Here is a 19,190-nt window from a genome sequence, read left to right as displayed (position 1 = left end):
CGACGGACCGAGAATGGAGCCGGCGGTGCACAGTCGTGGTCGCCGCGGCCGGCTACGGCAAGACGCGCGCCGTACGAGGCTGGCTGGGCGACCGCCCGGTGCGGTGGTACGACGGACCGGACGTCGCGGCGCTGGCGACGGCCGGGCCGGACTGGCTCACCGCCGTCGCTGCCGCGACCGAGCCGCGCGTCGACGAACCGAGTTGGCTCGTCCTCGACGACGTTCCGCGCCTGCCCCGCCGCCTCCTCCAGACCCTGCTGGACACTGTGGAACGGCTGCCGCCGCAGCTCAGGGTCGTCCTGGTGACCCGCCACCCGCCGGCAGTGTCGCCGCGACAGGCGGGCCTGCTCACCGAGTACGGTCCGGCGGATCTCCGGCTCCCGCCCGAACAGGTGGCATCCGTTCTCGCCGCCGACCACGCGCTCACCGACCCGGCGCTCGCCAGCCGGGTGCACGCCGAGACCGGCGGCTGGGCGGCGCTCGTCACCCTGATCGCGGCCACTGCCACCACCGGCACGGACTGGGACGACCCGGGGACGCCACTGGAGTCCTATCTGGCCCGGGAGGTGTTCGCCCAACTGTCGCCCGAAGTCCACCGACTGCTGCGGGACGCGGCCCACCTCGACCCGATCCACCCCGAGCTGAGCCGTCTCCTCGGTCACCGGCACGCGGGCCATCGGCTGGACCAACTGACCCGCTGCGGCATCCTCGTGCCGGTGCCCGGCGGCGGGTCCGCGTACCGGATGGTGCCGGTCGTCGCCAGCGTCGCCCGCCGTCGATTCCCGTTGGGCCCGGCGGCGACGCGACGCCTGCACGCCCGGGCGGCGGCCTGGTACGCCGAGCACGGCCACCTCGTCCCGGCCCTCCGGTCGTACCAGAAATCGGGTGTCCCGGACGCGACGGCGCCGATCCTCGCCGACCACGGCGCGGAACTGCTCGCCGCGGGCGGCGCCGAGGCCGTCGTCGACGCCTGCCAGTCCCTCCCCGAGCACGCCCGGTCCGACCGCCTACGGCTGCTCTACGGGGAGGCGCTGCAGATGCGCGGCGACTTCGACGCCGCGGTCGCCGTCTACGCCGCGCTCGACCAGCAGCGGGGCTCCCTCACCGCCGGGCTCGCCTGGCAGTACGGCCTGGTGCACTATCTGCGCGGCGAACCGCAGTCCGCCCTTGAGGTCTTCCACCGCGGGGTGCTCGACCCGCACCCGTCCACCGACAACGCCCGGCTGCTCGCCTGGACCGCGTCGGCCCAGTGGACGATCGGGGACACCGAGGCGTGCCGGGGCAACGCCGAACGGGCCCTCGCGGCAGCGGCAGCGGTCGGCAGCGACGCGGCCCTCGCCGCCGCGCACACCGCGCTCGCCCTGGACGCCAAACTGCGCGGTGATCGGCCGGCCGCCGACGAGCATCACGAGAAGGCGCTGCGGGCCGCCGAGGCGGCGCGCGACACCATCCAGGTGACCCGCATCCGCGCCAACCGCGCCTCCGCGCTGGTCGGCGAGGGCCGGTATCTCGAAGCGCTTGCCGAGGTGCGACCGGCGGTGGAGCTGGCCCAGGCCAACGGGCACGCCGCGATGCTCGCGCTGGCACTGTGCAACGAGGGCGGGGCCCGTTTCCACCTCGGTCAGCTCGCCGAGGCCGCCGGGTGCTACGAACGCGCCGTGCCGCTGCTGCAACGCATGGGGTCCCGCAAGGTGGCGTACCCACTTGTGGGTATCGGCGACGTGCACGCCCTGCGGGGCCGGACCAACCTGGCCCGCGCGGCGTACGAGGAGGCGCTGCGCGCCAGCGAACCCGTGCACGACCACCAGATCCAGGTGCCGGCGCTCGCCGGGTTGGCCCGCGTGCTGGCCGCCGAGGACGGCACCACGGCGGTCGCCCTGGCCCAGCGCGCCGTCGAACTGGAACGCGGCCCGGACTCGGCGACCGCGCGGCTCGCGTTGGGCTGGGTGGCCCTGGACACCGGCGACCACCAGCGGGCCGCCGAGGTGGCGCTGCTGGCGGCCACCGCCGCCCGCCTGCACCGGGACCGGGCCGCGCTCGCCGAGGCGTTGGAGCTTCGCGGGGCCGCCGCCGTCGACTCCGACGACACCCGCCACGCCTGGCGGGAGGCCGCCGCGACGCTGCGCGACATCAGCTCGGTGGTGGCCGCGGACCGCCTGGCGGTGCTGCTCGGCCTGCTGCCGGGGGCGGACCCCCAGGAGCGGGTCGACGCCCGGCTGGCCGGCGAGCGGCTGACGGCTGCCGGCGTGCCGCCACCGACGCTCGGCCGGCAGCGCCCCCGCTGCGTCGCCCAGGTCACCGTACGCACCCTCGGACGGTTCGAGGTGTTCGTGGACGGCACGCAGGTGCAGGCCACCGCCTGGCAGTCACGCAAGGCACGGGACCTGCTCCGCATCCTCGCCGCCCGCCGCGGTCGCGCGGTGCCCCGGGAACAGCTCGGCGAGATGCTCTGGCCCGCCCAGGACCCGGACCGGGTCAGCCACCGACTGTCGGTGGCCCTGTCCACCCTCCGCGGCGTCCTCGACCCGCAGCGCCGTACGCCGACGGACCACTTCATCATCGCCGCGCACCCCAGTCTGGCGCTCGACGTCGGTCACGTGCAGCTGGATGTCGAGGAGTTCCTCGCCGAGTCGGCGCACGGCCTGCGGCTGGCCGAGCGCGGTGCGACAGACGGCGCACGCGCCACGCTCCTGCTCGCCGAACAGCGCTACCGGGGCGACTTCCTGGAGGACGAGCCGTACGACGACTGGTCCCGACCGACCCGTGAGGAGGCACGTCGGGTCTACCTGCGCGTGGTACGCAAACTGGCCGCGCTGGCGCACGCCGTCGGCGACACCGACGAAGCCGTCCGGCACCTCGGCCGGGCACGTGAGCTGGAACCCCACGACGAGGGCGTGCACGGCGAGTTCATCCGGACGCTGACGGCGGCGGGCCGGCACGGCGAGGCCGCCCAGGCGTACCAGCGTTACGTCGAGGCGATGTCCTCGATCGGCGTACCGGCCCAGGCGCGGGGCGACCTGACGGATCGGGTGACAGCGGTGAGCGCGGCGGCCTGAGCCAGCCCCGACCCGCCGCTGCGTCACCGCCCCGGAACGGGCGCCGCCTGCGGCTCGGGGTGAGCCAGCCACCGGGTCAGGGCGCTCGTGCGCCTCGCTACCTGTTCTTCAGATTGACGTCCACGCCCTGGTCGGCGCAGGCCGACTCGAGGCCCGTGGTGGCGGCCTCCGCCGACGCGAGGAACGCGAACGCACCCAACTCCTGTCCCTTGGGCAGCTGCGAGATCTGCCAGGCGATGTCCATGAGCGCGGTGCCGTGCGTGCGAATGTCCTCGTACCGGGAGTCCTCAAACAACTTCCGGGTCTGCCGGTACTCGGCTTCGGTCAGCTTCATGTCGCCGGAGCGGTTGACTGTGCCATCCGGGTCTTTGCCCCCGGCCAGCGCCTTGCACGCGGCCACCCCGGAGTCCTCCTTGATGAACGCCTCGTACACGGTGAATCCGGTGGCCGCGAACATCAGCAGGGCCACGAAGGCGGCGGCGGCGAGCAGGAGCGGCGTGCGGGTCGAGCTGCCCGCCGGCGGTGCCGGCAGGTGGCCGGGCTGAGCCGACCCGGGGTCCTGCGGCCCGGCCGGGTGCGGCTGGTACTGCTGCGGCGGGGACACCGGACCGCCCGGCTGGTAGGGCGACTGCGGCTGCTGGGGCTGGTACGGCTCGGTCACGGTGTGCTCCCCACGTGTTGTCGGTAGCCGGAATCAAGAGCCAACCATGCGCCCGGCACACAAGGTGTACCGCACAGCTGGATGCCGGCACCACGCGGCACTGTCAGTCGTGGCCGGGAACCCGCATCACGTCGGGCTCGCCCGGGGCCACCGGCAGTCGGAACGCCGATCCCCTCATCTGGCGGTCTCCCAGACCGGCAGGTGGGGCTCGTCGTTGTGCACGACGACGTCCGCCCGTTGAGCCGGGCGGACCGTAGCGGCATAGAGCTGCTGAGCGGGGATGTAACGCTCGCGCCAGCGTCGTTCGACGTCCGCCGGTGCTGACACCCGGCGCTCCCGGACCACGGCACGGCCCACTGTCCTCTCCAGTGCCGTCGAGACGAAGACGCGCAGCTCCCACCGATCGATCAGTTCCGGGCGCAGGAGGAAGACGCCGTCGAAGACCAGCACGGCGTCGGCCGGCGCAGTCGTGACCGGCGCGGACAGCGCGGCATCCGCGGCCCGGTCGTAGCTCGCGGGTTGGAAGCGCCGGTCTCCGCCCGGACCGAGCGGGTCGAGCAGAACCTGTTTCAGCCTGCCGTGGTCGTGGGTGTCGTAATAGCAGCCTTCGGCCGAGAACTCGCCCCGCAGGTAGCGCTGCGCCCGGGGATGGAGGAAATCGTCGATCGTGGCGCGGATGACGTCGCGGCCCCGTGCACGCAGGATGACGGCCAACTCGTCGGCGAGGGTGGTCTTACCGGAGGCGGGCGGCCCGTCGATGGCGACCCGCGTCGGGTGGGCGACGGCGACGGACCCGACCGCCTCAACCAGGTGTTCGAGCAACTCGTAGCGGGTGCCGTGGACCATGTCGCCGCCCTACCGGGTCAGGTCGGCGTACCCGATCTGGGTCGGCCGCCCCGGGTCGTCCTGCTTGACCGACTGGGCGGGCGACCGCGCCGACGTCCGGAAATTGTCGTACGTCGCCGACAGCCGCACCAGCTCGCGGCTCGCCCCGGGCCGACGTCGGGGGCGGTGTCACCCCCGCCCAGTAGCCTGCCCGGCGAGCCGACCGACTGCCGCCACGGCAGCGTCGTCCGACGGAGGGTGTGATGTCCGCAATCGCGTCACTGACAGTGCTTCCCAGGGCGAGCGTCGCCGAGCTGGCCCGCCGGGCCACCGAGTCGTCATCGTCGCTGCGCTCGTACCTGGCCGAGCACGGGGTTACCGCGGGGCAGGAGTACGACTGGTCCGGGTACTGCCTGCTCTACGTCCTCACCTACCTGGAGGAACGCGGCGTCGACCTGCAACTGTCGGAGTTCGACGCCGAGTCGGAGGCCATCAACAGCGTGCACGGCCTGACCGTGCTGATCACGCCGGCCCATCGGCGGTTCCTGGCTCAGCTCGACCCTGGTGGGCACCGCGCGGAGGAGTTGTCGGCCCACTTCGAGGAGATGGGGATGGACTTCGAGGAGAGCGGCACTGCCGGTCTGGACGGGCTGACACTGCTGCGCGACAGCATCGCCGGGCTCCGCGACGACCAGGTGCTGCTGCTCCACCTCGGCTGAGGGGGCGCGAGCGACGTGCCCGTCGCCCGTCAGCGGCTGGGCGGTGGTGCTGTGCACTTGGCCCGCCTACGGTTGGGTGAATGGCTTTTCGGCGAGCGCGTCGACGTTGCGCAGCCGGGCGAACACCTTGTCCAGTGTGTACCCGGCGGTGAGCCCCAGCGGAATGAGCAGCCAGGCGAGACGCCGGGTCGCCTCCGCGTCGAGCGGGTCAGGGTTGGTGAGTTTCTGCGAGCCCATGTACAGCATGGTGGCCAGGGTCCCGGCACCCAGGCCCCGGGCCAGCGCCCACGGCAGGTTGGGCTCCTCCGCGGACGTGTCGTTGATGAGGGCGCCGGCGGCGGCCATGAGAAGCGATCCACCGATCAGGTATCCCACCGCCGTGAGGGTCGTCCCGGTGCCGTAGGCCAGGATGACGGTGAGCAGCGCCACGGTGATCGCCGCCGCGGCCACCAGACCGTTCACGGTCCGTCCACGCCGGACCCGGGACTGGTCGCGCCGCGCGGCCCGCTCGGCCTCCTGCATCCGGGAACGCTGGTCCACCAGGCTCGCCACGAGTTGCTCGGCCGCATCGTCGCCCCAGGGCGCCGCCATTCGGCTGATCGCCTCGGGGGTGGCATCGTTCTGGTGTCGGTCGAGGTGCTGCCAGACGCTCAGCGCGGCACCCCCGAAGTGGGCGATCGCGATGAGGGGGATGCGCCGGGCGACCGCCAGGATCCCGGCGATGCGGGTCGCCCGCCCGCCACCCACCACGATGAGGCCGTCCGCCTCGAACACCGCGCGGTAGTACGACACCTCCCACTCCTCGGCCGAGTCCGGTAGGACGCGCAGGACGTGCTTGAGATGCGGCGGAACATCGAACGGTGTCACCCTGTCGAACGGCGCCCGCACCGTGACGGACGCGCGGTCCTGGGCCTGCACCGCGGCCAGGTAACCGCGGACGACGTCCTTCTCGATGTAGTCGTCACTGCTGGAGAACACGATGAGGTCGCAGCCGGCCCGCGCCAACTCCCGGCCGACCGCCGCACAGACGTCCGGTACGAGGTCGATCTCCTTCATGTCCGGCGTGTACTGACGGTCCGGGCTGGCGCTACCGACGACGGCGATGGACGGGCGCATCCGCGGGTCTCCTCCGCTGGGCTACGAGGGGCATCAGGAGGTTGCCGCCTCAGTATGGCCGTCACCGGTCGACGGCCCGTGCCGCATTCCCGCCGTCCTGTTCGGAGCCCCGACCACCACCTCACGGCGACTCGACTGCCCGCAGGACCACACCACCAGCTCCTCGACCTGAGGACGCTCGGGCTGTGCGGGACCGGTTTGACTCCACGCGGCCGATCGGACAGGTTGATCGGTACCTCACCGTGCTGCCGACACCTTGGAGGCGACGTGGCAATGCAGACGACACCCGGCGACTCCGCGGTCCCGATCGTCTCGTGCGACATCATCGGCCACTCCGCGACTGTTGACATTCAGGTTCAGGAGAGCCGCATCGCCGCCGTCAACCACATCGTTGCCGCAGCGATGGAGGCCGCAGGCGAAGACATGGCCGTGTGGGCCTCCGGTGGGGACGGTGGTCACGTCATCTTCTGTGGCGCTGACTGGCACACTGCCGCGCTCGATCTCGTTGTGGCACTGCGTAGGTGGTCGGCGAACGAGAACGTCCCGTTACGGGTGACTGCGCATGCCGGCCCCGTGCGGTTCCTGGCCGGCGCGGACGGCCGGCGGCAGCCGGTGGGCGGGGGCATCAACACAGCAGGATGGCTCCTGAGCCGCGGACCGGCTGCCGGCGTGTTGGTATCCCGCGCGTTCCGCCGGGCGATCGAGGACGCAGACGTTCCTCTGCGTGTGGCTTTCGACTGCGAGCGGAGGCTCCGCGACAAGAGTGGTCAGGAACAGCACCTCGAACTCATGTCCGTGGGCGACGACCGCTCTGCCTGGGATGATCCGACCGAGGAGGACCGCCGACGGTTGGGATCCGCGGAGCGGGCGGGGGCCGGATGGGAGACCATCTACTGGGCGAAGCGCATCCTGCAGATCGACAGCAGCGACGGGGAGGCGGAGGCGGCGATCCGGAACCTGCAGCGCCGCCATCTGGGCTATCTCCGCGCGGAGGTTCGAGGCCAGCCGAACCCGTTCTTCGAACACCTCACGCAGACGGATCTCCGCGACGCCATCCTGGCCGGTCAACTCGTTGAGCGGAGCTACAACGAGTACATCTGCCGGACCGGCGACGGCGGCGAGACGATGTTCGTCATTCTGCGTGGTCAGGTCGGGGTCTACCTGCCCGGCAGAAAGGGCAACGCCGCGAGCCTGGCGCAACCGGACTTCATCCACGAAGAAGGTGAGATCGTCGGTGAACTGGCGTTCGCCATGTCGCGGCGCAGGACTGCCGATCTGGTCGCCTTGACCGACACGACACTGCTCACGTTCGACATCAAGGAGTTGAAATCTCGGCTACCGGTGAACGTGTGGACAAATGTCCGTAGGTTCATGCGGGCGCGGGCCCTCGAGCACGTCGGGCCGCGAGTGCGGTTCCTCGGCGGCAACGACAGCTCCGGCCCCACCGCTCGCGGCGGGCGCTCCTGGGAGCAGATTCGCGCGAAGATCGAGCAGCACTGCGACCTGATCCAGGTGGAGCGGACGCGGTCAACACATTTCGCGTACGACCTGGTGCAGAGTGCGCACCGGGAGGAAGACGCCCCGGGGCGACATGTGGAGGGCGATCCAAGCGCCGGTCATGGCGCATACCTGCTGGTCGGTGGGCAACTGCGAGAGGCAACAAGGTCGGACCCCGCCGATCCCGACAGGCGGTCGCTGCCGGAGAGTGAGGGCTATCCGCTCCTGTGGGTCAACCTACCCGGGACCATTGTCCTGCCGAAGCGCGAATTCCACATCGAGGAAGAGCCGGTCAGTGTTCTCCACCTACGGGAGAGCGGGCTTCTGGAGTTGGACGCGCAACAGCGCGACGCCTTCTACCGAGATCTTCGCCTGACCGCCGCCAGTTGTTTCGAGTACGACGCGTTCATCTCGTACAACTGGGGCGACGCGGAGGCCGCTGATCGGTGGCAGAGGGCGTTGAAGGACGCCGGACTGCACGTCTTCCGCGACGTCCCGCGAACCGGTGAGGAGTTCCCGCGCAGAATAGTGGAGGCAATCCGTCAGTCTCGGGCACTCGTAGCGCTCGTGTCGCCGCATGTCATGGTAAAGCCAGAGGCTGATAACTGGGTGGTCAGAGAGATCAGTGCGCACCGGTACTACTTCGACCACAGTCGCGTATACCCGGTCATCCTGCCCGGCGGCAACCACAAGAACATCGTGCCTGGCTACGCGCCGATCAAGGCGGACCGCGACGAGGCCGCCGCGATGCGGCAACTCATCGACGAATTGGTGAGCCTGCGCGACGGCCTGCGCGAGCCCCCGTACAGCCTCACCGACAAGCCCGAAGCGCCGCACGCCTTCCTCAGCCCGCCCGCGAAGTGACACTCAGGGCCGCGTGTCCGCTACCGGCGTGACGACGCCGTCGCACGACTACCGTGCGGACCGACGCCCCGCGTAGATCATCTTGGTGTTCCGGCTGCCCGGCGACGAGCCCGACCGCACGCTCGCCCGACGGCCGAGCACCGGGTGTCCGAGGGGACGGCAGAGTGGGCCATTCGCCCGGTCCGGGCTAACGCGAAGATCGTTAAGGTGCGTGGGTGACAATCACCGACAACGGGATCCGGACGGCCCCCGACCCGGCACCGGCGCTGCCCGCACCCCCCGCCCGCCCCGACGGCGACCGCCTGCACATGCTCGACGTCCTGCGCTTCGCCGCCGCCCTGTCGGTCGTCGCATTCCACGTCGTACCGATGGTCGGGTTCGTCTACGGCGTGAACGTCGACAGCTACCTCGGGCACGTCGTCGCGCAGGCCAGCCGCTACGGATGGATGGGTGTGCCGGCGTTCTTCGTGATCTCCGGGTTCGTCATCTGCATGAGCTCCTGGGGCCGACGGCTCAGCCAGTTCGCGACGTCCCGGGCGGTCCGCCTGCTGCCCGCCTACGTGGTGGCGGTGCTGATCACGGCGGCGATCCTCACCGTGTCGCCGACCCCCGGGTTCAACCGTCCCTCGTTCACGCAGGTGCTCACCAACCTGACAATGCTGCAGGGACTCGCCGGCGTACCGAACCTGGACACCGTGTACTGGACGCTGCTGGTCGAGGCGAAGTTCTACCTGCTCTTCGCCGCGCTGGTCTGGGCGGGCCTCACCTACCGCCGGGTGGTGGCGTTCTGTGGGCTGTGGCTGGTGGGCGCCCTGCTCGCCCAGGCCTCCGACACCCGACTGCTCATCGAGCTGCTGGAGCCGAAGTGGGCGCCGCTGTTCGTGTGCGGCATCGTGCTCTACCTGGTCCACCGGTTCGGTCCGAACACCCTGCTGTGGTGCATGCTCGCGGTAAGCGCGATCCTGTCGGCCCGCTCGATCGAGGTGGCGGCGGCAGAGCACAGCAAGACCGACCCGATCAGCACGCCCGTCGCCCTGGTCCTCTTCGCCGTGTCCCTGGCCGTGCTGATCGGCGTTGCGCTCGGCTGGACCCGGAAGGTGCGATGGCCCGGGACCGCCACGCTGGGCGCGCTTACCTACCCGCTGTACCTGCTCCACTTCCACGTCGTGTTCCTGGCGCTGCGGCTCGGCCACGGCCACCTCCCGGGCTGGCTGCTGCTGGCCGGGTCACTGGCCGGGGTGCTGCTGCTGTCGTACCTGGTGCACCGGCTCGTCGAACGGCCCGGCTCCCAGGCGTTCCGGCGCGGGTTGAAGCACGCCTTCGAACAGCTGGCGACCCGCCGCTGAACCCAGCCGCGGCCGTGCCCCCACCCGGTCGGTTGGGGGCACGGCCGCGGCTGGTCGGCGCCGACCCGGGCCGTCGGGGCAACAGCTGTACGGTGCAGCGCAACGAGTTCGACCGGAGAGAGGTGCGGCGATGCGGGAAGACGACCGCGTACTGCCGAAGCGTGCGGCCCGGGCACTCAGGACGGCAGGCTGGTCAGCGCACCGCCGGGTGGACGTCGGCGCGTGGGAGTCGACACTCGCCCCGGAGGGCTTTGCCATGCACGGTCCCGCCCGCGCCTTCCTGACCGAGTTCGGTGGGCTGGTCGTGCCGGTGAGCGGGCCCGGTCGGGACCACGCCCGCATCGGCGTACGCCTCGACCCACTGCTGTGCCTCGGCCAGAAGGGCTGGTTCGACAGTCTCTCCGGATCCACGGCCGGTCAGCTCTATCCGCTCGGCGAGGAGCACGACGGGCATGCCAGCCTGGCCATGGACGCCGACGGCACGATCCATCTGCTCTTCGACGACCAGATCAAGAGGCTGGGCCCCGGCCTGACCGGCCTGGCCCGACTGCTTGAGGGCGCAGAGGCCCCGGCTGGGCAGTGACCGCGCTGCCCGTCCGCCTCGGGCTTCCGGGAACTCCCGGTGACCCAGGCCCAAGCCATTGCCGCCCGCCGTCTGCTCTCGCCTCCCGCGACGCGTCGATAGCGCTGTACGGCGTCGACGTCCTCAAGGTGTGATCAGACAGCTCGGTCCGCGCCTGTGACCCCGCGACCGAGGGTAGGCTTCGGACGTGTCGGAGCAGGGTTGGCGTGCGTTGACGCCAGAGACTATGCCCGCTCTTCTCTCCGTCGTGGAGTGCGGCGACGGGTGCATCCGGGAGTTGACGCTGAGGTCGACGTACGGACCCGATGCCGCGCAATCCGCTTCCGTGGTCGTTGACGTCCAGCGCGCGTCTCAGCCCGGATGGGTACAGCTCACGATCGAGCTGAGCGGCTTGGTGCACCGCAAGATTGTCGACATCAACACCTTTTCTTGGGTGATGCTCGATCAGCCCCAGGTGGTGCGGGACGACGCTGGCCTCTTGCACCTGGACCTCGATCCCACGGGTGATATTCGGACACCTGAGGACATGGCGCAGCACTCCCACGTCTACCTGGCCGCACGAGAACTGAGATGGCGGCTCGACCCCCTACCAGCAAGCTAGCTGCTCGTGGGCTACGCGGACCGCAGCAGGCAACGCCGGTCGGTGCCACTCCCCCGGTTCCTGATCGAGCCCCCGGCCGCGCAGATCGCCGACCACTCCAATGACGAGTCGGCTCTCACGTCCCCGGCCGGCGAGGTGTACGTCGACCTGTTCGAGGACGACCTGGACCAGGCGGCGGACCGCCTCGACCGGGCGGCGGATCGTGCGGTTGCGGGACTCAGTGCGGACTGAGAGCGCCGGTCCGGACCTCGATGCGGTGCGCCCCGGTCATCGCCAGCACGACTGACCAGGGAACGGCTGGTGGGCGGGCGGGACTCGAACCCGCGACCGAAGAATCACGAGATCAAGACGGGCGCCTCGCCGACCTGCCCACGTGGGCTTCCAGCAGCGGAAACGCCTCGACATCTCACAGCAGTCCCCGCCGTCCGCTGGCCTCTTGCGGACCAGATGCGGCCTGCGGGCGAGCGGCCCGGACCGTCAGTTTGGAAGAGCGTGCTCAACCGGCTGTGATGCCCGAAACGCCTGCGGCTGCCGGCTCGCTAGGGTGCGTCTCGTGCCCGCTCGTGCCCGCTGCGCGCCACGGTTACTGGCCCACGGATGGCCCATGCTGGCCTTCGGAGGAGTCTTCGCCTCGGAGTACTTGGACAGCGGCCACGACGTCCGTGACGGTGCGGTCAGGCGGGGTGAGCTCCGCCGGCCAGTCCTTCCCCCGGCTGACCCAGAGGGTGGCAAGCCCTGCCCCGCGACCACCCTCGACATCAAGCACAGGGCTGTCACCGATCGCCCAGCCGCCGCCCAACAGATCGAGGCCGCACCCACGGGCCGCTGCCTCGAAGATCTCCCGTGCCGGCTTCCGGATGCCCAACTCCCCGGACACTGCCCAGGCATCGACGCATCGGTCCAGCCCAGTACGCCTGATCTTCCCCAACTGGTTGTCGGCCTGACCGTTGGTCACGATCGCCACCGTCCAGCCCTCGTCGCGCAAGAGCGTCAGCGACGCCAACACCTCTTCGCGGCAGCTCACCAGCTCCGGCATCCGGCGTCGGTACTGCCTCCATGTTTCATCCACCGAGGCTGCCAGTCCGAAACGCTGCGTCACCTCGCCAAAGAACCAGTCACGGGGCACGGACCCGTCCTGATCCGTAGCGATCAGCCAGGCCAACGCGTCGTCCGGCAGTTCGCGATCGGCGCAGAACTCGACAGCCCAGCGCCGGAATGCCTCCGAACGGTCCACAAGCGTGTTGTCGAGATCGAAGAGCGCCAACCGCTGCATGGTCAGCAACCGTACGGGGTGGGTAAGGCGGATCTCCGCGTCGGGCCGGGCAACGTGGCCCGTACCCGTGGCCGAGGGATTATGCCCCGTCACGGCATGTCGCCTGGTCGGTGCGGTCGGCAGCGGCCTGGCTTGACCTGCTCGCCACGCTGGCCGCTCTCGGGTCACTGATCTCCTGCCGGCCCTCGCTCCGGCTGGTTGGGCAGTGGAACACCGGCGCTTTCGCCGGTTCTCAGGAACCAGAGCACCTGATCGGGATTCGGCATGGGCAACGGGTCACCGAACGAGTGGACCTCCAGCTCCGCGAGCTGCCCGCTGGCAAGGAAGAGCAAGATGCCTCCGAACCACTGCCCTTCCTGGTCGGGAAACTGCCCTTGTACGCGCACCGGAGTCTGTGCCGGTGAGGCGGGAAGGTCCTTGCCTTGTGGGAAGAGGTGGATGGTCCCGCATCCACAGCCGCATCCCGGGCGGGCCAGGACGTCTCGCGCTTGCACGCGGAGCTCCTCAACACCTGCGAAGTGGTGGCGGAGGAGTGCCTGAAGGACTCCTGCCTCGTTCACGCTCAGGGGCCGTAGTGGCGGATCTGGCTCTGTCACGGCAAAAGCGGCCATCACCGGGATGCGGCCCGCTTAACGTCCATCAGCTCAAGCACCTCGTCGCTGAGTCCGTGGATCGCGATGTCGTCACGCTGGCCCTCCCACCGTTCGCGGTCGAGCACCAGGTTGATCTGCTCCTGGCGGGCACCGTCGAAAGTCCGGATTGTGGTTCCGTTCGACTGATAGCCAAGCGACCACGAGACTCCCAGCGACGGCGCGTTGGTGGACCAGGCAGCGGACTCGGCGCGATCCGCACCCAGCCCGGCGAACGCGAGGTACAGGATGGCGCCCCGCATCTCCTTGCCGTAACCACGCCGCTGGAACCGCCGCGCGATCCATGACCCCGTCGAGACGGTCTTGGTGATCCCGAAGTCCTGCGCGCCGATCTCCTGCACCCCGACGCACGCGCCATCGACCTTCACAGCCATTACCAGGTTCCACCTGCTCGGCCGCCAGTCCGCCAGGGACGCCCAGTAGTACCGCAGGAACGACCACTCGGCCTGGGGAGAGGGTCCCGACTCCCATCCCGCTACGGGCGTACGCGCCAGAAAGCGGTTCTGCGGATCGTAGATGCCGGCTGCCGCATGGATCGCCAGTTCGGCAAGCTCGTCCTCACCCGGTACAGCCAGCTCAAGCACGGACGTCGTCACGCGTATACGGCGCACGGGCCAGATCTCGGCCAATGTCATCCGAGCATCATGCCCTGTCCTGCCGTTTGCCGTCGCCCGAAGGTGTTGGCGGATCAACCACGCCTCGCCTCGACAGCCGTTCCCCCAGCCGGCGGAAGGCATCCTCGATCGCCGCGCGGTCCAGCAGTGGATCATTGAGGCTCACGCGACGTTCAACTCGGCGCGTATCTCGACTGGTTCCCCGCGGTACTCCTCAAGGAACTCCGCCACCAACCGCCACCGTCGCGTCTCATCGGATCCGACGAGCAGAGCACCCAGGCGTGCCACCGTCAGCGGCTCGTACCTCGCCGCGCGGTTCCTCATTCCCTTGACGCCACTACATTCGGCGGCGGGTCCGTGACCAGCCGCAGTCCCTCGCCGGGCAGCCAAGCAGAGCGCCACGCCGCACCGGTCAACTGGTTCGCACGAAAGATCAACGAGGTGGGCCGGAGGTACCACCATGCGAACCGCGCGATCACGATCGCAGGCGATCCGCTGACCTTGAATCTGCCCCGCTGCCAAGCCTCGGAGCGTGCGCAATGATGCCGACACGAGCCACCGGACCGCCGGCAAGTCGCCGTGGCCTGGAAACGTCGACCTCAGTCGGGTGAACAGGCAGCCCTTATGGCGGCAGGAACTAGCACCGTAGAACATTTAGTTCTACACTCGTGTTTATGGAACGCATCGGTGTCCGGGAGCTGAACCAGAACACGAGCCAGGTGTTGGCCCGGGTGAGTGGCGGCGAAACCGTCGAGATCACCGATCGCGGACACCCGATCGCGCGACTTGTTCCGGTAGGCGATGACAGGTCGGTACTGGCCAAGTTGGTGGCGGCAGGACGAGCCGTCGCCCCCACCGGCGGCGGCTCGGTGCCACTTCCGCCAAAACTCGGTGACGAGAACATAGACGTGGCTGCCTCGCTCGCCGCGATGCGCGATGAGGAGCGCTGGTGATCTATCTCGATTCAGCTGCCGTCGTCAAAATGGTTCGGCAGGAGATATGCAGCGCCGACCTTGTCTCCTGGCTCAACACGCACGGTGACGTGCCGCTGGTCTCCTCCGCCCTTGTCGAGGTGGAAGTGCCCCGAGCGCTGCGCCGATCAGCTCCGCAAGCGTTGATCGGAGTGCCGTCGGCCGTCGGCCGACTGTTCCGACTGGAGATCGACAGCACGATCCGTGCGACTGCAGCCGCGTTCGCCGAGCCGACGCTCCGCAGCCTCGACGCCATCCACCTGGCCACCGCCCAAGTGCTGACCAACGAGTCCGGCACGGCACTCACTGCCTTCGTCACCTACGACCGGCGGCTGCTCGAATGCGCCAGGGACGCAGGGCTACCCGTGGCAAGCCCTGGCCAGAACTGACCCACGAATCCACCACACTGGTTCGGGGTCCGGCCGTCGACAACGAGGCCCCAGCCGACCTAAGCGACCCTGCCCGCCCCATCGCGAGCAACATCGGTTGATGCGCACGAGCGGTCCGTCCGTCATCAGCCGCCCTTCCGCTGTCCCGTCCGCCGCCGCTTCGGAGAGCGTCCCGACACAGGAAGTCAGGCTGGCGGTCGGTCCACTGCTGTACTTCGCTGCTGCACCGACTTCGATCACGGCATCAGCGGCCCAGGCCGGGGCCGGTGACCTGCGGAAAAGTGGGGCGGGCGGGACTCGAACCCGCGACCGAGGGATTATGAGTCCCCTGCTCTAACCGGCTGAGCTACCGCCCCGAAACACCGCGCCGGATCTTATCCCGCTCGGCGATCAGCAGCCAGCACCACGCCGGCCGGCGCCCACGCCTGCGCCAGCACGATGGGCTACAGGAATATAACAGCGCGCGCCGGCCGGTTCGGGACGGCGGTCAGTCGGCGCGCAGTTCCTCGATCACCGCTCCGGCCGTGCGCCAGCCGCTGGCGAGCGCGCCCTGGATCGATGGGCTGTCCCGGTGGTCACCGGCCACGAACAGGCCTTCCCCCAACGACACGGGCTTGCGCAGCCGCCCCTGCGGTGGCGGTGCGGCGGGCAGCGCCTGCGGCACGGCCACGGTGGTGAGGTGGGTCCAGTCGGTTGTGGATCGGCCGTACAGCCGGGTCAACTCGGCCCGGATGGCCAGCTCGGGTGGCGCGGTCGGGCCGACCACGGAGGTGGCGATCAGGTGTCGTCCGGCCGGGGCGTAGGTCGGTGCGGCGTTGCTGAGCACCACTGTGTTCGCCACGATCTCCCGCCGGTCGCCGTCGACGAGCAGGATCGGTTCGGTGAGCGGCGGCTCCGGTGCGCTGTGGTAGTAGGTGGTGTAGCTGTGCATGCGTACCGTCGCCAGGGCCGGCAGCAGCGCGGGCGCGGCGGGTGGATCGACGGCGACCACGACGGCCCGGCAGCGGATGTCGCCGGCCTGGGTGCGGACCCGGCCGGGCGCGACCTGCGCGACCGGGGTGTCCAGGTCGAGCAGGTCGGCGGGGAGTGGGGCGGCGATGGCCCGGGGCAGCGCGGCCATGCCCTCGGCGGGCAGCCCGATCCGGCCGCGGGCGAAGGAGCGCAACACCATCGCCAGTACGTGGCTGGAGGTGGCCAGCTCCCGGTCGATGAACACCCCGGACAGGAACGGCCGCAGCAGCTCCTCGATGATCGTGTCGGAGAGGCCGGCCCGGTGCAGGGCCGTCTCCGCGCTGGTCTCCGGCGCGCTGAGCAGCCGGGATGTGGGCAGTGTGGCGCAGCCGGTGGCGAGCGCGGCGAAGCGCAGCCGGTCGAGCAGGGTGCCGACTCCGGCGAGCGCGGTGCCTGGGGCCCCGGCCGGCTCGCGCAGCGGGTTGACCAGCCGCAGCAGGTCGTCGCCCTTGCGCACCAGCACGCCGGAGGTGAAGTACCCGAGGTGCAGCCGGTCGGTGTCGAGCAGCGTGCCGAGTTGCGGGTAGGCGGTGTTGAGCACCTGGAAGCCGCGGTCGATGAGGTAGCCGTCGACGACGTCGGTGGCGACCCGGCCGCCGAGTCGGCCGCTGGCCTCCAGCAGCCGCCAGGGCACGCCGGCGCGGTGCAGCCGGCGGGCGGCGGCCAGGCCGGCCAGGCCACCGCCGACGATGACCACGTCCGTCTCAACCGGCATCGCGCGCCTCCCGCTCACCGTTGGACCGGGACAACCGGCCCGGCCACCAGATCTTCGGCCCGATGTCGTACGCGAGCGCGGGCACCAGCAGCGACCGGACGATGATGGTGTCGATAAGTACCCCGATCGCGACCGCCGTACCCAACTCGACGAGCACCACGAGGGGCAGCACGGCGAGGGCGGAGAAGGTCGCGGCGAGCACGATGCCGGCGGAGGTGATCACGCCGCCGGTGACGGCGAGGCCGGCGAGCACACCGGCGCGGGTGCCGCGCTTGACCGACTCCTCCCGCACCCGGCTCATCAGGAAGATGTTGTAGTCGATGCCGAGGGCGACCAGGAAGACGAACGCGAACAGCGGGAACGACGAGTCCACTCCGGGAAAGTCGAACACGTGCCGGAACAGCAGCGCGCAGAGCCCGAGGGTGGCCCCGAAGCTGAGCAGCACGGTGCCGATCAGCAGCAGCGGTGCGAGCAGCGCCCGCAGCAGCAGCGCCAGGATGACCGCGATGACCACAAGCACCACCGGGATGATGACGTTCTGGTCGCGCTTCGCGGCGTCGGAGGTGTCCACGTTGATCGCCGTGAAGCCGCCGACCACCGCGTCCGCGCCGGGCACCTGGTGTACGGCCACCCGCAGCTCCCGGATGGTCCGCTCGGCGCCGTCGCTGTCCGGCGGGTCGGCCAGGGTGGCGTCCAGTTGCACCCGCCCGTCGACGACCTTCGGCGTGGCGGTGGGGTCGGGTGGGCCGGTCTGCGGGCCGGCGGTGCGGGGGCGGACGTCCGCGACGCCGGGCACGTTCTGCGCCACCTGGGCGACCTGCCGGGCGGTCTGCTCGGTGGTGAAGATGGTGGCCGGGCTGCCCGTGCCGGCCGGGAAGTGCCGGGAGATCACGTCCTGGCCGTCCACCGAGTCGGTGCGCTTGGTGAACAGGTCGGACTGTCCGAGCGTGGTGGCACCGAGCTGGGTGAGGCCCAGCGTGAGCACTGCCAGCACGACGGCGGTGCTCAGCCAGATGGGTCGGGCGTGCCGGGCCACGAACCCGGCGATGCGGCTCCAGATGCCGTGTTCGGCGCGCGGGTCGGCCTGGTCGGCCCGGGGCCGTCGCGGCCAGAACGCCCACCGGCCGCCGAGCACCAGCAGCGCGGGCAGGAAGGTGAGCATCACCAGCAGGGTGGCGGCGATGCCGATGGCGGCGACCGGACCGAGCGCCCGGTTGGAGTTGAGGCTCGACAGCAGCAGGCAGAGCAGGCTGACGATGACGGTGCCGCCGGAGGCGATGATGGCGGGCGCGGCGCCCTTCCACGCGGTTCGCATCGCGTCCCAGGGGCGGTCGTGGCGGTGCAGCTCCTCCCGGTAGCGGGCGATCAGCAGCAGCGCGTAGTCGGTGCCGGCCCCGAAGACCAGCACGGTGAGGATGCCCTGGGCCTGCCCGTTGAGCTTGACCACGTCGGCGTCGGCGAGCAGGTAGACGAAGACGGAGGCCAGGGCGTACGACATGCCGGCGGCGAGCAGCGGAAAGATCCAGAGCACCGGGCTGCGGTAGACCACCAACAGGATGATCAGCACCACGACCAGTGTGACGAGCAGCAGTGGCCCGTCGATGGCGGAGAAGACCTTGATCAGGTCGGCGAGCAGGCCGGCCGGTCCGGAGACGTCCACGGTGAGCCCGTCACGGTCCCCGCCGGTGATGTCGCGCAACTGTTCGACGACAGTGCCGATCTCCTCACCCTCGGCGTCGTCCACCGGCACGACGACCTGGAGTGCCTGGCCGTCCTCGCTGGGGATGGGCGGGGGCAGCGGGGTGACCACGCCGGGCACCTGGGCGAACCGGGCGGCGTCGGCGCTCACCCGCTGCCGGTCGGCGTCGGTGATGCCGGCCGGCCGTTCGTAGACGACAAGCGCCGGGATGGTCTGCCGGTCGACGAAGTCGCCGGTGAGGTTCTGGGCGCGGGTCGCCTCGGCGTCGGTGGGCAGGAAGGCGGCGTTGTCGTTGGTGGCGACCTCGCTGAGCCGCCCGGCGTACGGCCCGGCCACACCGCCGATCACCAGCCAGGCCAGCACGACCACCACCGCGATCAGCGTGGCCTTACCGCCTCGTCCGGACATCCGCACCCACCCCGACAGTCGACGCAGTGCAGCCGTGCGTCCTCATCGCCCATCCTGCCGGCCAAACCGGCGGCACCGGACCAAAACCGCCATCCCCACCAGCGTCATCCCCGCCAGCGTCGCGCGTCGATCATGGAGTTGTGGTGGTGGACGAAGGGTGTATTAACCCCTCAAACCGGCACCACAACTCCA

At 70.4% G+C, this 19,190-nt stretch carries 17 protein-coding genes and 1 tRNA gene; 9 read left to right on the top strand and 9 right to left on the bottom strand.

Translation table 11 applies throughout. The annotated features are described in order from the left end of the window. Positions 1 to 35 precede the first annotated feature (35 nt). Complete coding sequence (locus tag AB0B86_RS12485; protein ID WP_357417805.1) at positions 36 to 3,056, top strand: BTAD domain-containing putative transcriptional regulator; 3,021 nt, start codon at positions 36 to 38, stop codon at positions 3,054 to 3,056. Positions 3,057 to 3,153: 97 nt separating this feature from the next. Here the strand turns inward: AB0B86_RS12485 and AB0B86_RS12480 are convergent, their stop codons facing one another. Together AB0B86_RS12480 and AB0B86_RS12475 are read right to left on the bottom strand one after the other, a co-directional pair. Then, entirely contained in the window at positions 3,154 to 3,717 is a 564-nt protein-coding gene (locus tag AB0B86_RS12480) for a hypothetical protein (RefSeq protein WP_357417803.1), read from the bottom strand. A 174-nt stretch (positions 3,718 to 3,891) separates the two neighbouring features. Next, complete coding sequence (locus AB0B86_RS12475) at positions 3,892 to 4,563, bottom strand: uridylate kinase (RefSeq protein ID WP_357405751.1); 672 nt, start codon at positions 4,561 to 4,563, stop codon at positions 3,892 to 3,894. Between the two features lie 242 nt (positions 4,564 to 4,805). Here AB0B86_RS12475 and AB0B86_RS12470 point away from each other — a divergent pair, with 242 nt between their 5' ends. After that, a complete protein-coding gene (locus AB0B86_RS12470; RefSeq protein ID WP_357405749.1) occupies positions 4,806 to 5,261 on the top strand; it encodes a hypothetical protein in 456 nt (151 codons plus the stop codon). A gap of 66 nt (positions 5,262 to 5,327) precedes the next feature. Here the strand turns inward: AB0B86_RS12470 and AB0B86_RS12465 are convergent, their stop codons facing one another. After that, a complete protein-coding gene (locus AB0B86_RS12465; RefSeq protein ID WP_357417801.1) occupies positions 5,328 to 6,377 on the bottom strand; it encodes a hypothetical protein in 1,050 nt (349 codons plus the stop codon). A gap of 273 nt (positions 6,378 to 6,650) precedes the next feature. On the opposite strand from AB0B86_RS12465, the gene AB0B86_RS12460 reads away from it, so the two are divergent. The 5 genes from AB0B86_RS12460 to AB0B86_RS12440 all read left to right on the top strand — a co-directional run bounded on the left by AB0B86_RS12460 (position 6,651) and on the right by AB0B86_RS12440 (position 11,499). Then, a complete protein-coding gene (locus tag AB0B86_RS12460; protein WP_357417937.1) occupies positions 6,651 to 8,738 on the top strand; it encodes a TIR domain-containing protein in 2,088 nt (695 codons plus the stop codon). Positions 8,739 to 8,953: 215 nt separating this feature from the next. Then, entirely contained in the window at positions 8,954 to 10,084 is a 1,131-nt protein-coding gene (locus AB0B86_RS12455; RefSeq protein WP_357417798.1) for an acyltransferase, read from the top strand. 130 nt (positions 10,085 to 10,214) lie between these two features. After that, on the top strand, positions 10,215 to 10,667 hold the full coding sequence (locus tag AB0B86_RS12450) for an SUKH-3 domain-containing protein (protein WP_357417796.1): 453 nt from the start codon (positions 10,215 to 10,217) through the stop codon (positions 10,665 to 10,667). Between the two features lie 187 nt (positions 10,668 to 10,854). After that, positions 10,855 to 11,268 carry a hypothetical protein gene (locus tag AB0B86_RS12445; RefSeq protein WP_357405741.1) on the top strand — a complete coding sequence of 138 codons (414 nt, stop codon included), beginning with the start codon at positions 10,855 to 10,857 and terminating at the stop codon, positions 11,266 to 11,268. 6 nt (positions 11,269 to 11,274) lie between these two features. After that, positions 11,275 to 11,499: a hypothetical protein gene (locus AB0B86_RS12440; protein ID WP_357405739.1), complete on the top strand. Its 225-nt coding sequence runs from the start codon at positions 11,275 to 11,277 to the stop codon at positions 11,497 to 11,499. A gap of 352 nt (positions 11,500 to 11,851) precedes the next feature. Here AB0B86_RS12440 and AB0B86_RS12435 read toward each other — a convergent pair whose 3' ends face one another. The 3 genes from AB0B86_RS12435 to AB0B86_RS12425 all read right to left on the bottom strand — a co-directional run bounded on the left by AB0B86_RS12435 (position 11,852) and on the right by AB0B86_RS12425 (position 14,129). Beyond that, positions 11,852 to 12,541: an HAD family hydrolase gene (locus AB0B86_RS12435; protein WP_357405737.1), complete on the bottom strand. Its 690-nt coding sequence runs from the start codon at positions 12,539 to 12,541 to the stop codon at positions 11,852 to 11,854. A gap of 610 nt (positions 12,542 to 13,151) precedes the next feature. Further along, on the bottom strand, positions 13,152 to 13,826 hold the full coding sequence (locus AB0B86_RS12430) for a GNAT family protein (RefSeq protein ID WP_357417794.1): 675 nt from the start codon (positions 13,824 to 13,826) through the stop codon (positions 13,152 to 13,154). Between the two features lie 141 nt (positions 13,827 to 13,967). Further along, positions 13,968 to 14,129 (bottom strand): hypothetical protein, encoded by a 162-nt coding sequence (locus AB0B86_RS12425; RefSeq protein ID WP_357417792.1) that lies wholly within the window; start codon positions 14,127 to 14,129, stop codon positions 13,968 to 13,970. 350 nt (positions 14,130 to 14,479) lie between these two features. On the opposite strand from AB0B86_RS12425, the gene AB0B86_RS12420 reads away from it, so the two are divergent. Further along, positions 14,480 to 14,758 carry a type II toxin-antitoxin system prevent-host-death family antitoxin gene (locus tag AB0B86_RS12420; RefSeq protein WP_357405733.1) on the top strand — a complete coding sequence of 93 codons (279 nt, stop codon included), beginning with the start codon at positions 14,480 to 14,482 and terminating at the stop codon, positions 14,756 to 14,758. Then, positions 14,755 to 15,165 (top strand): type II toxin-antitoxin system VapC family toxin, encoded by a 411-nt coding sequence (locus tag AB0B86_RS12415; protein ID WP_357405731.1) that lies wholly within the window; start codon positions 14,755 to 14,757, stop codon positions 15,163 to 15,165. Before AB0B86_RS12420 ends, AB0B86_RS12415 begins: the two co-directional genes overlap by 4 nt. 282 nt (positions 15,166 to 15,447) lie before the next feature. On the opposite strand, the gene AB0B86_RS12410 is transcribed toward AB0B86_RS12415, so the two are convergent. The 3 genes from AB0B86_RS12410 to AB0B86_RS12400 all read right to left on the bottom strand — a co-directional run bounded on the left by AB0B86_RS12410 (position 15,448) and on the right by AB0B86_RS12400 (position 18,998). Further along, positions 15,448 to 15,521 (bottom strand) — tRNA-Ile (locus AB0B86_RS12410). 131 nt (positions 15,522 to 15,652) lie between these two features. Further along, entirely contained in the window at positions 15,653 to 16,891 is a 1,239-nt protein-coding gene (locus AB0B86_RS12405; RefSeq protein WP_357417789.1) for an NAD(P)/FAD-dependent oxidoreductase, read from the bottom strand. Then, positions 16,881 to 18,998 (bottom strand): MMPL family transporter, encoded by a 2,118-nt coding sequence (locus tag AB0B86_RS12400; protein ID WP_357417787.1) that lies wholly within the window; start codon positions 18,996 to 18,998, stop codon positions 16,881 to 16,883. The genes AB0B86_RS12405 and AB0B86_RS12400 overlap by 11 nt, the downstream gene beginning before the upstream one ends. Between the last annotated feature and the right edge of the window lie 192 nt (positions 18,999 to 19,190).

Source organism: Micromonospora sp. NPDC049047 (assembly GCF_040649135.1).
Classification (GTDB): Bacteria; Actinomycetota; Actinomycetes; order Mycobacteriales; family Micromonosporaceae; genus Micromonospora.
Note: the sequence above shows the minus strand (reverse complement) of the source record. Positions and strands in the feature narration are given on the sequence as shown.

What these genes read in the sequence shown, in the direction of transcription:
- AB0B86_RS12420 (WP_357405733.1), top strand. Translation starts at nt 14,480, where the DNA reads ATGGAACGCATCGGTGTCCGGGAGCTGAACCAGAACACGAGCCAGGTG.
- AB0B86_RS12450 (WP_357417796.1), top strand. Translation starts at nt 10,215, where the DNA reads ATGCGGGAAGACGACCGCGTACTGCCGAAGCGTGCGGCCCGGGCACTC.
- AB0B86_RS12470 (WP_357405749.1), top strand. Translation starts at nt 4,806, where the DNA reads ATGTCCGCAATCGCGTCACTGACAGTGCTTCCCAGGGCGAGCGTCGCC.
- AB0B86_RS12460 (WP_357417937.1), top strand. Translation starts at nt 6,651, where the DNA reads ATGCAGACGACACCCGGCGACTCCGCGGTCCCGATCGTCTCGTGCGAC.
- AB0B86_RS12425 (WP_357417792.1), bottom strand. Translation starts at nt 14,129, where the DNA reads ATGAGGAACCGCGCGGCGAGGTACGAGCCGCTGACGGTGGCACGCCTG.
- AB0B86_RS12430 (WP_357417794.1), bottom strand. Translation starts at nt 13,826, where the DNA reads ATGACATTGGCCGAGATCTGGCCCGTGCGCCGTATACGCGTGACGACG.
- AB0B86_RS12475 (WP_357405751.1), bottom strand. Translation starts at nt 4,563, where the DNA reads ATGGTCCACGGCACCCGCTACGAGTTGCTCGAACACCTGGTTGAGGCG.
- AB0B86_RS12405 (WP_357417789.1), bottom strand. Translation starts at nt 16,891, where the DNA reads ATGCCGGTTGAGACGGACGTGGTCATCGTCGGCGGTGGCCTGGCCGGC.
- AB0B86_RS12435 (WP_357405737.1), bottom strand. Translation starts at nt 12,541, where the DNA reads ATGCAGCGGTTGGCGCTCTTCGATCTCGACAACACGCTTGTGGACCGT.
- AB0B86_RS12400 (WP_357417787.1), bottom strand. Translation starts at nt 18,998, where the DNA reads ATGTCCGGACGAGGCGGTAAGGCCACGCTGATCGCGGTGGTGGTCGTG.
- AB0B86_RS12465 (WP_357417801.1), bottom strand. Translation starts at nt 6,377, where the DNA reads ATGCGCCCGTCCATCGCCGTCGTCGGTAGCGCCAGCCCGGACCGTCAG.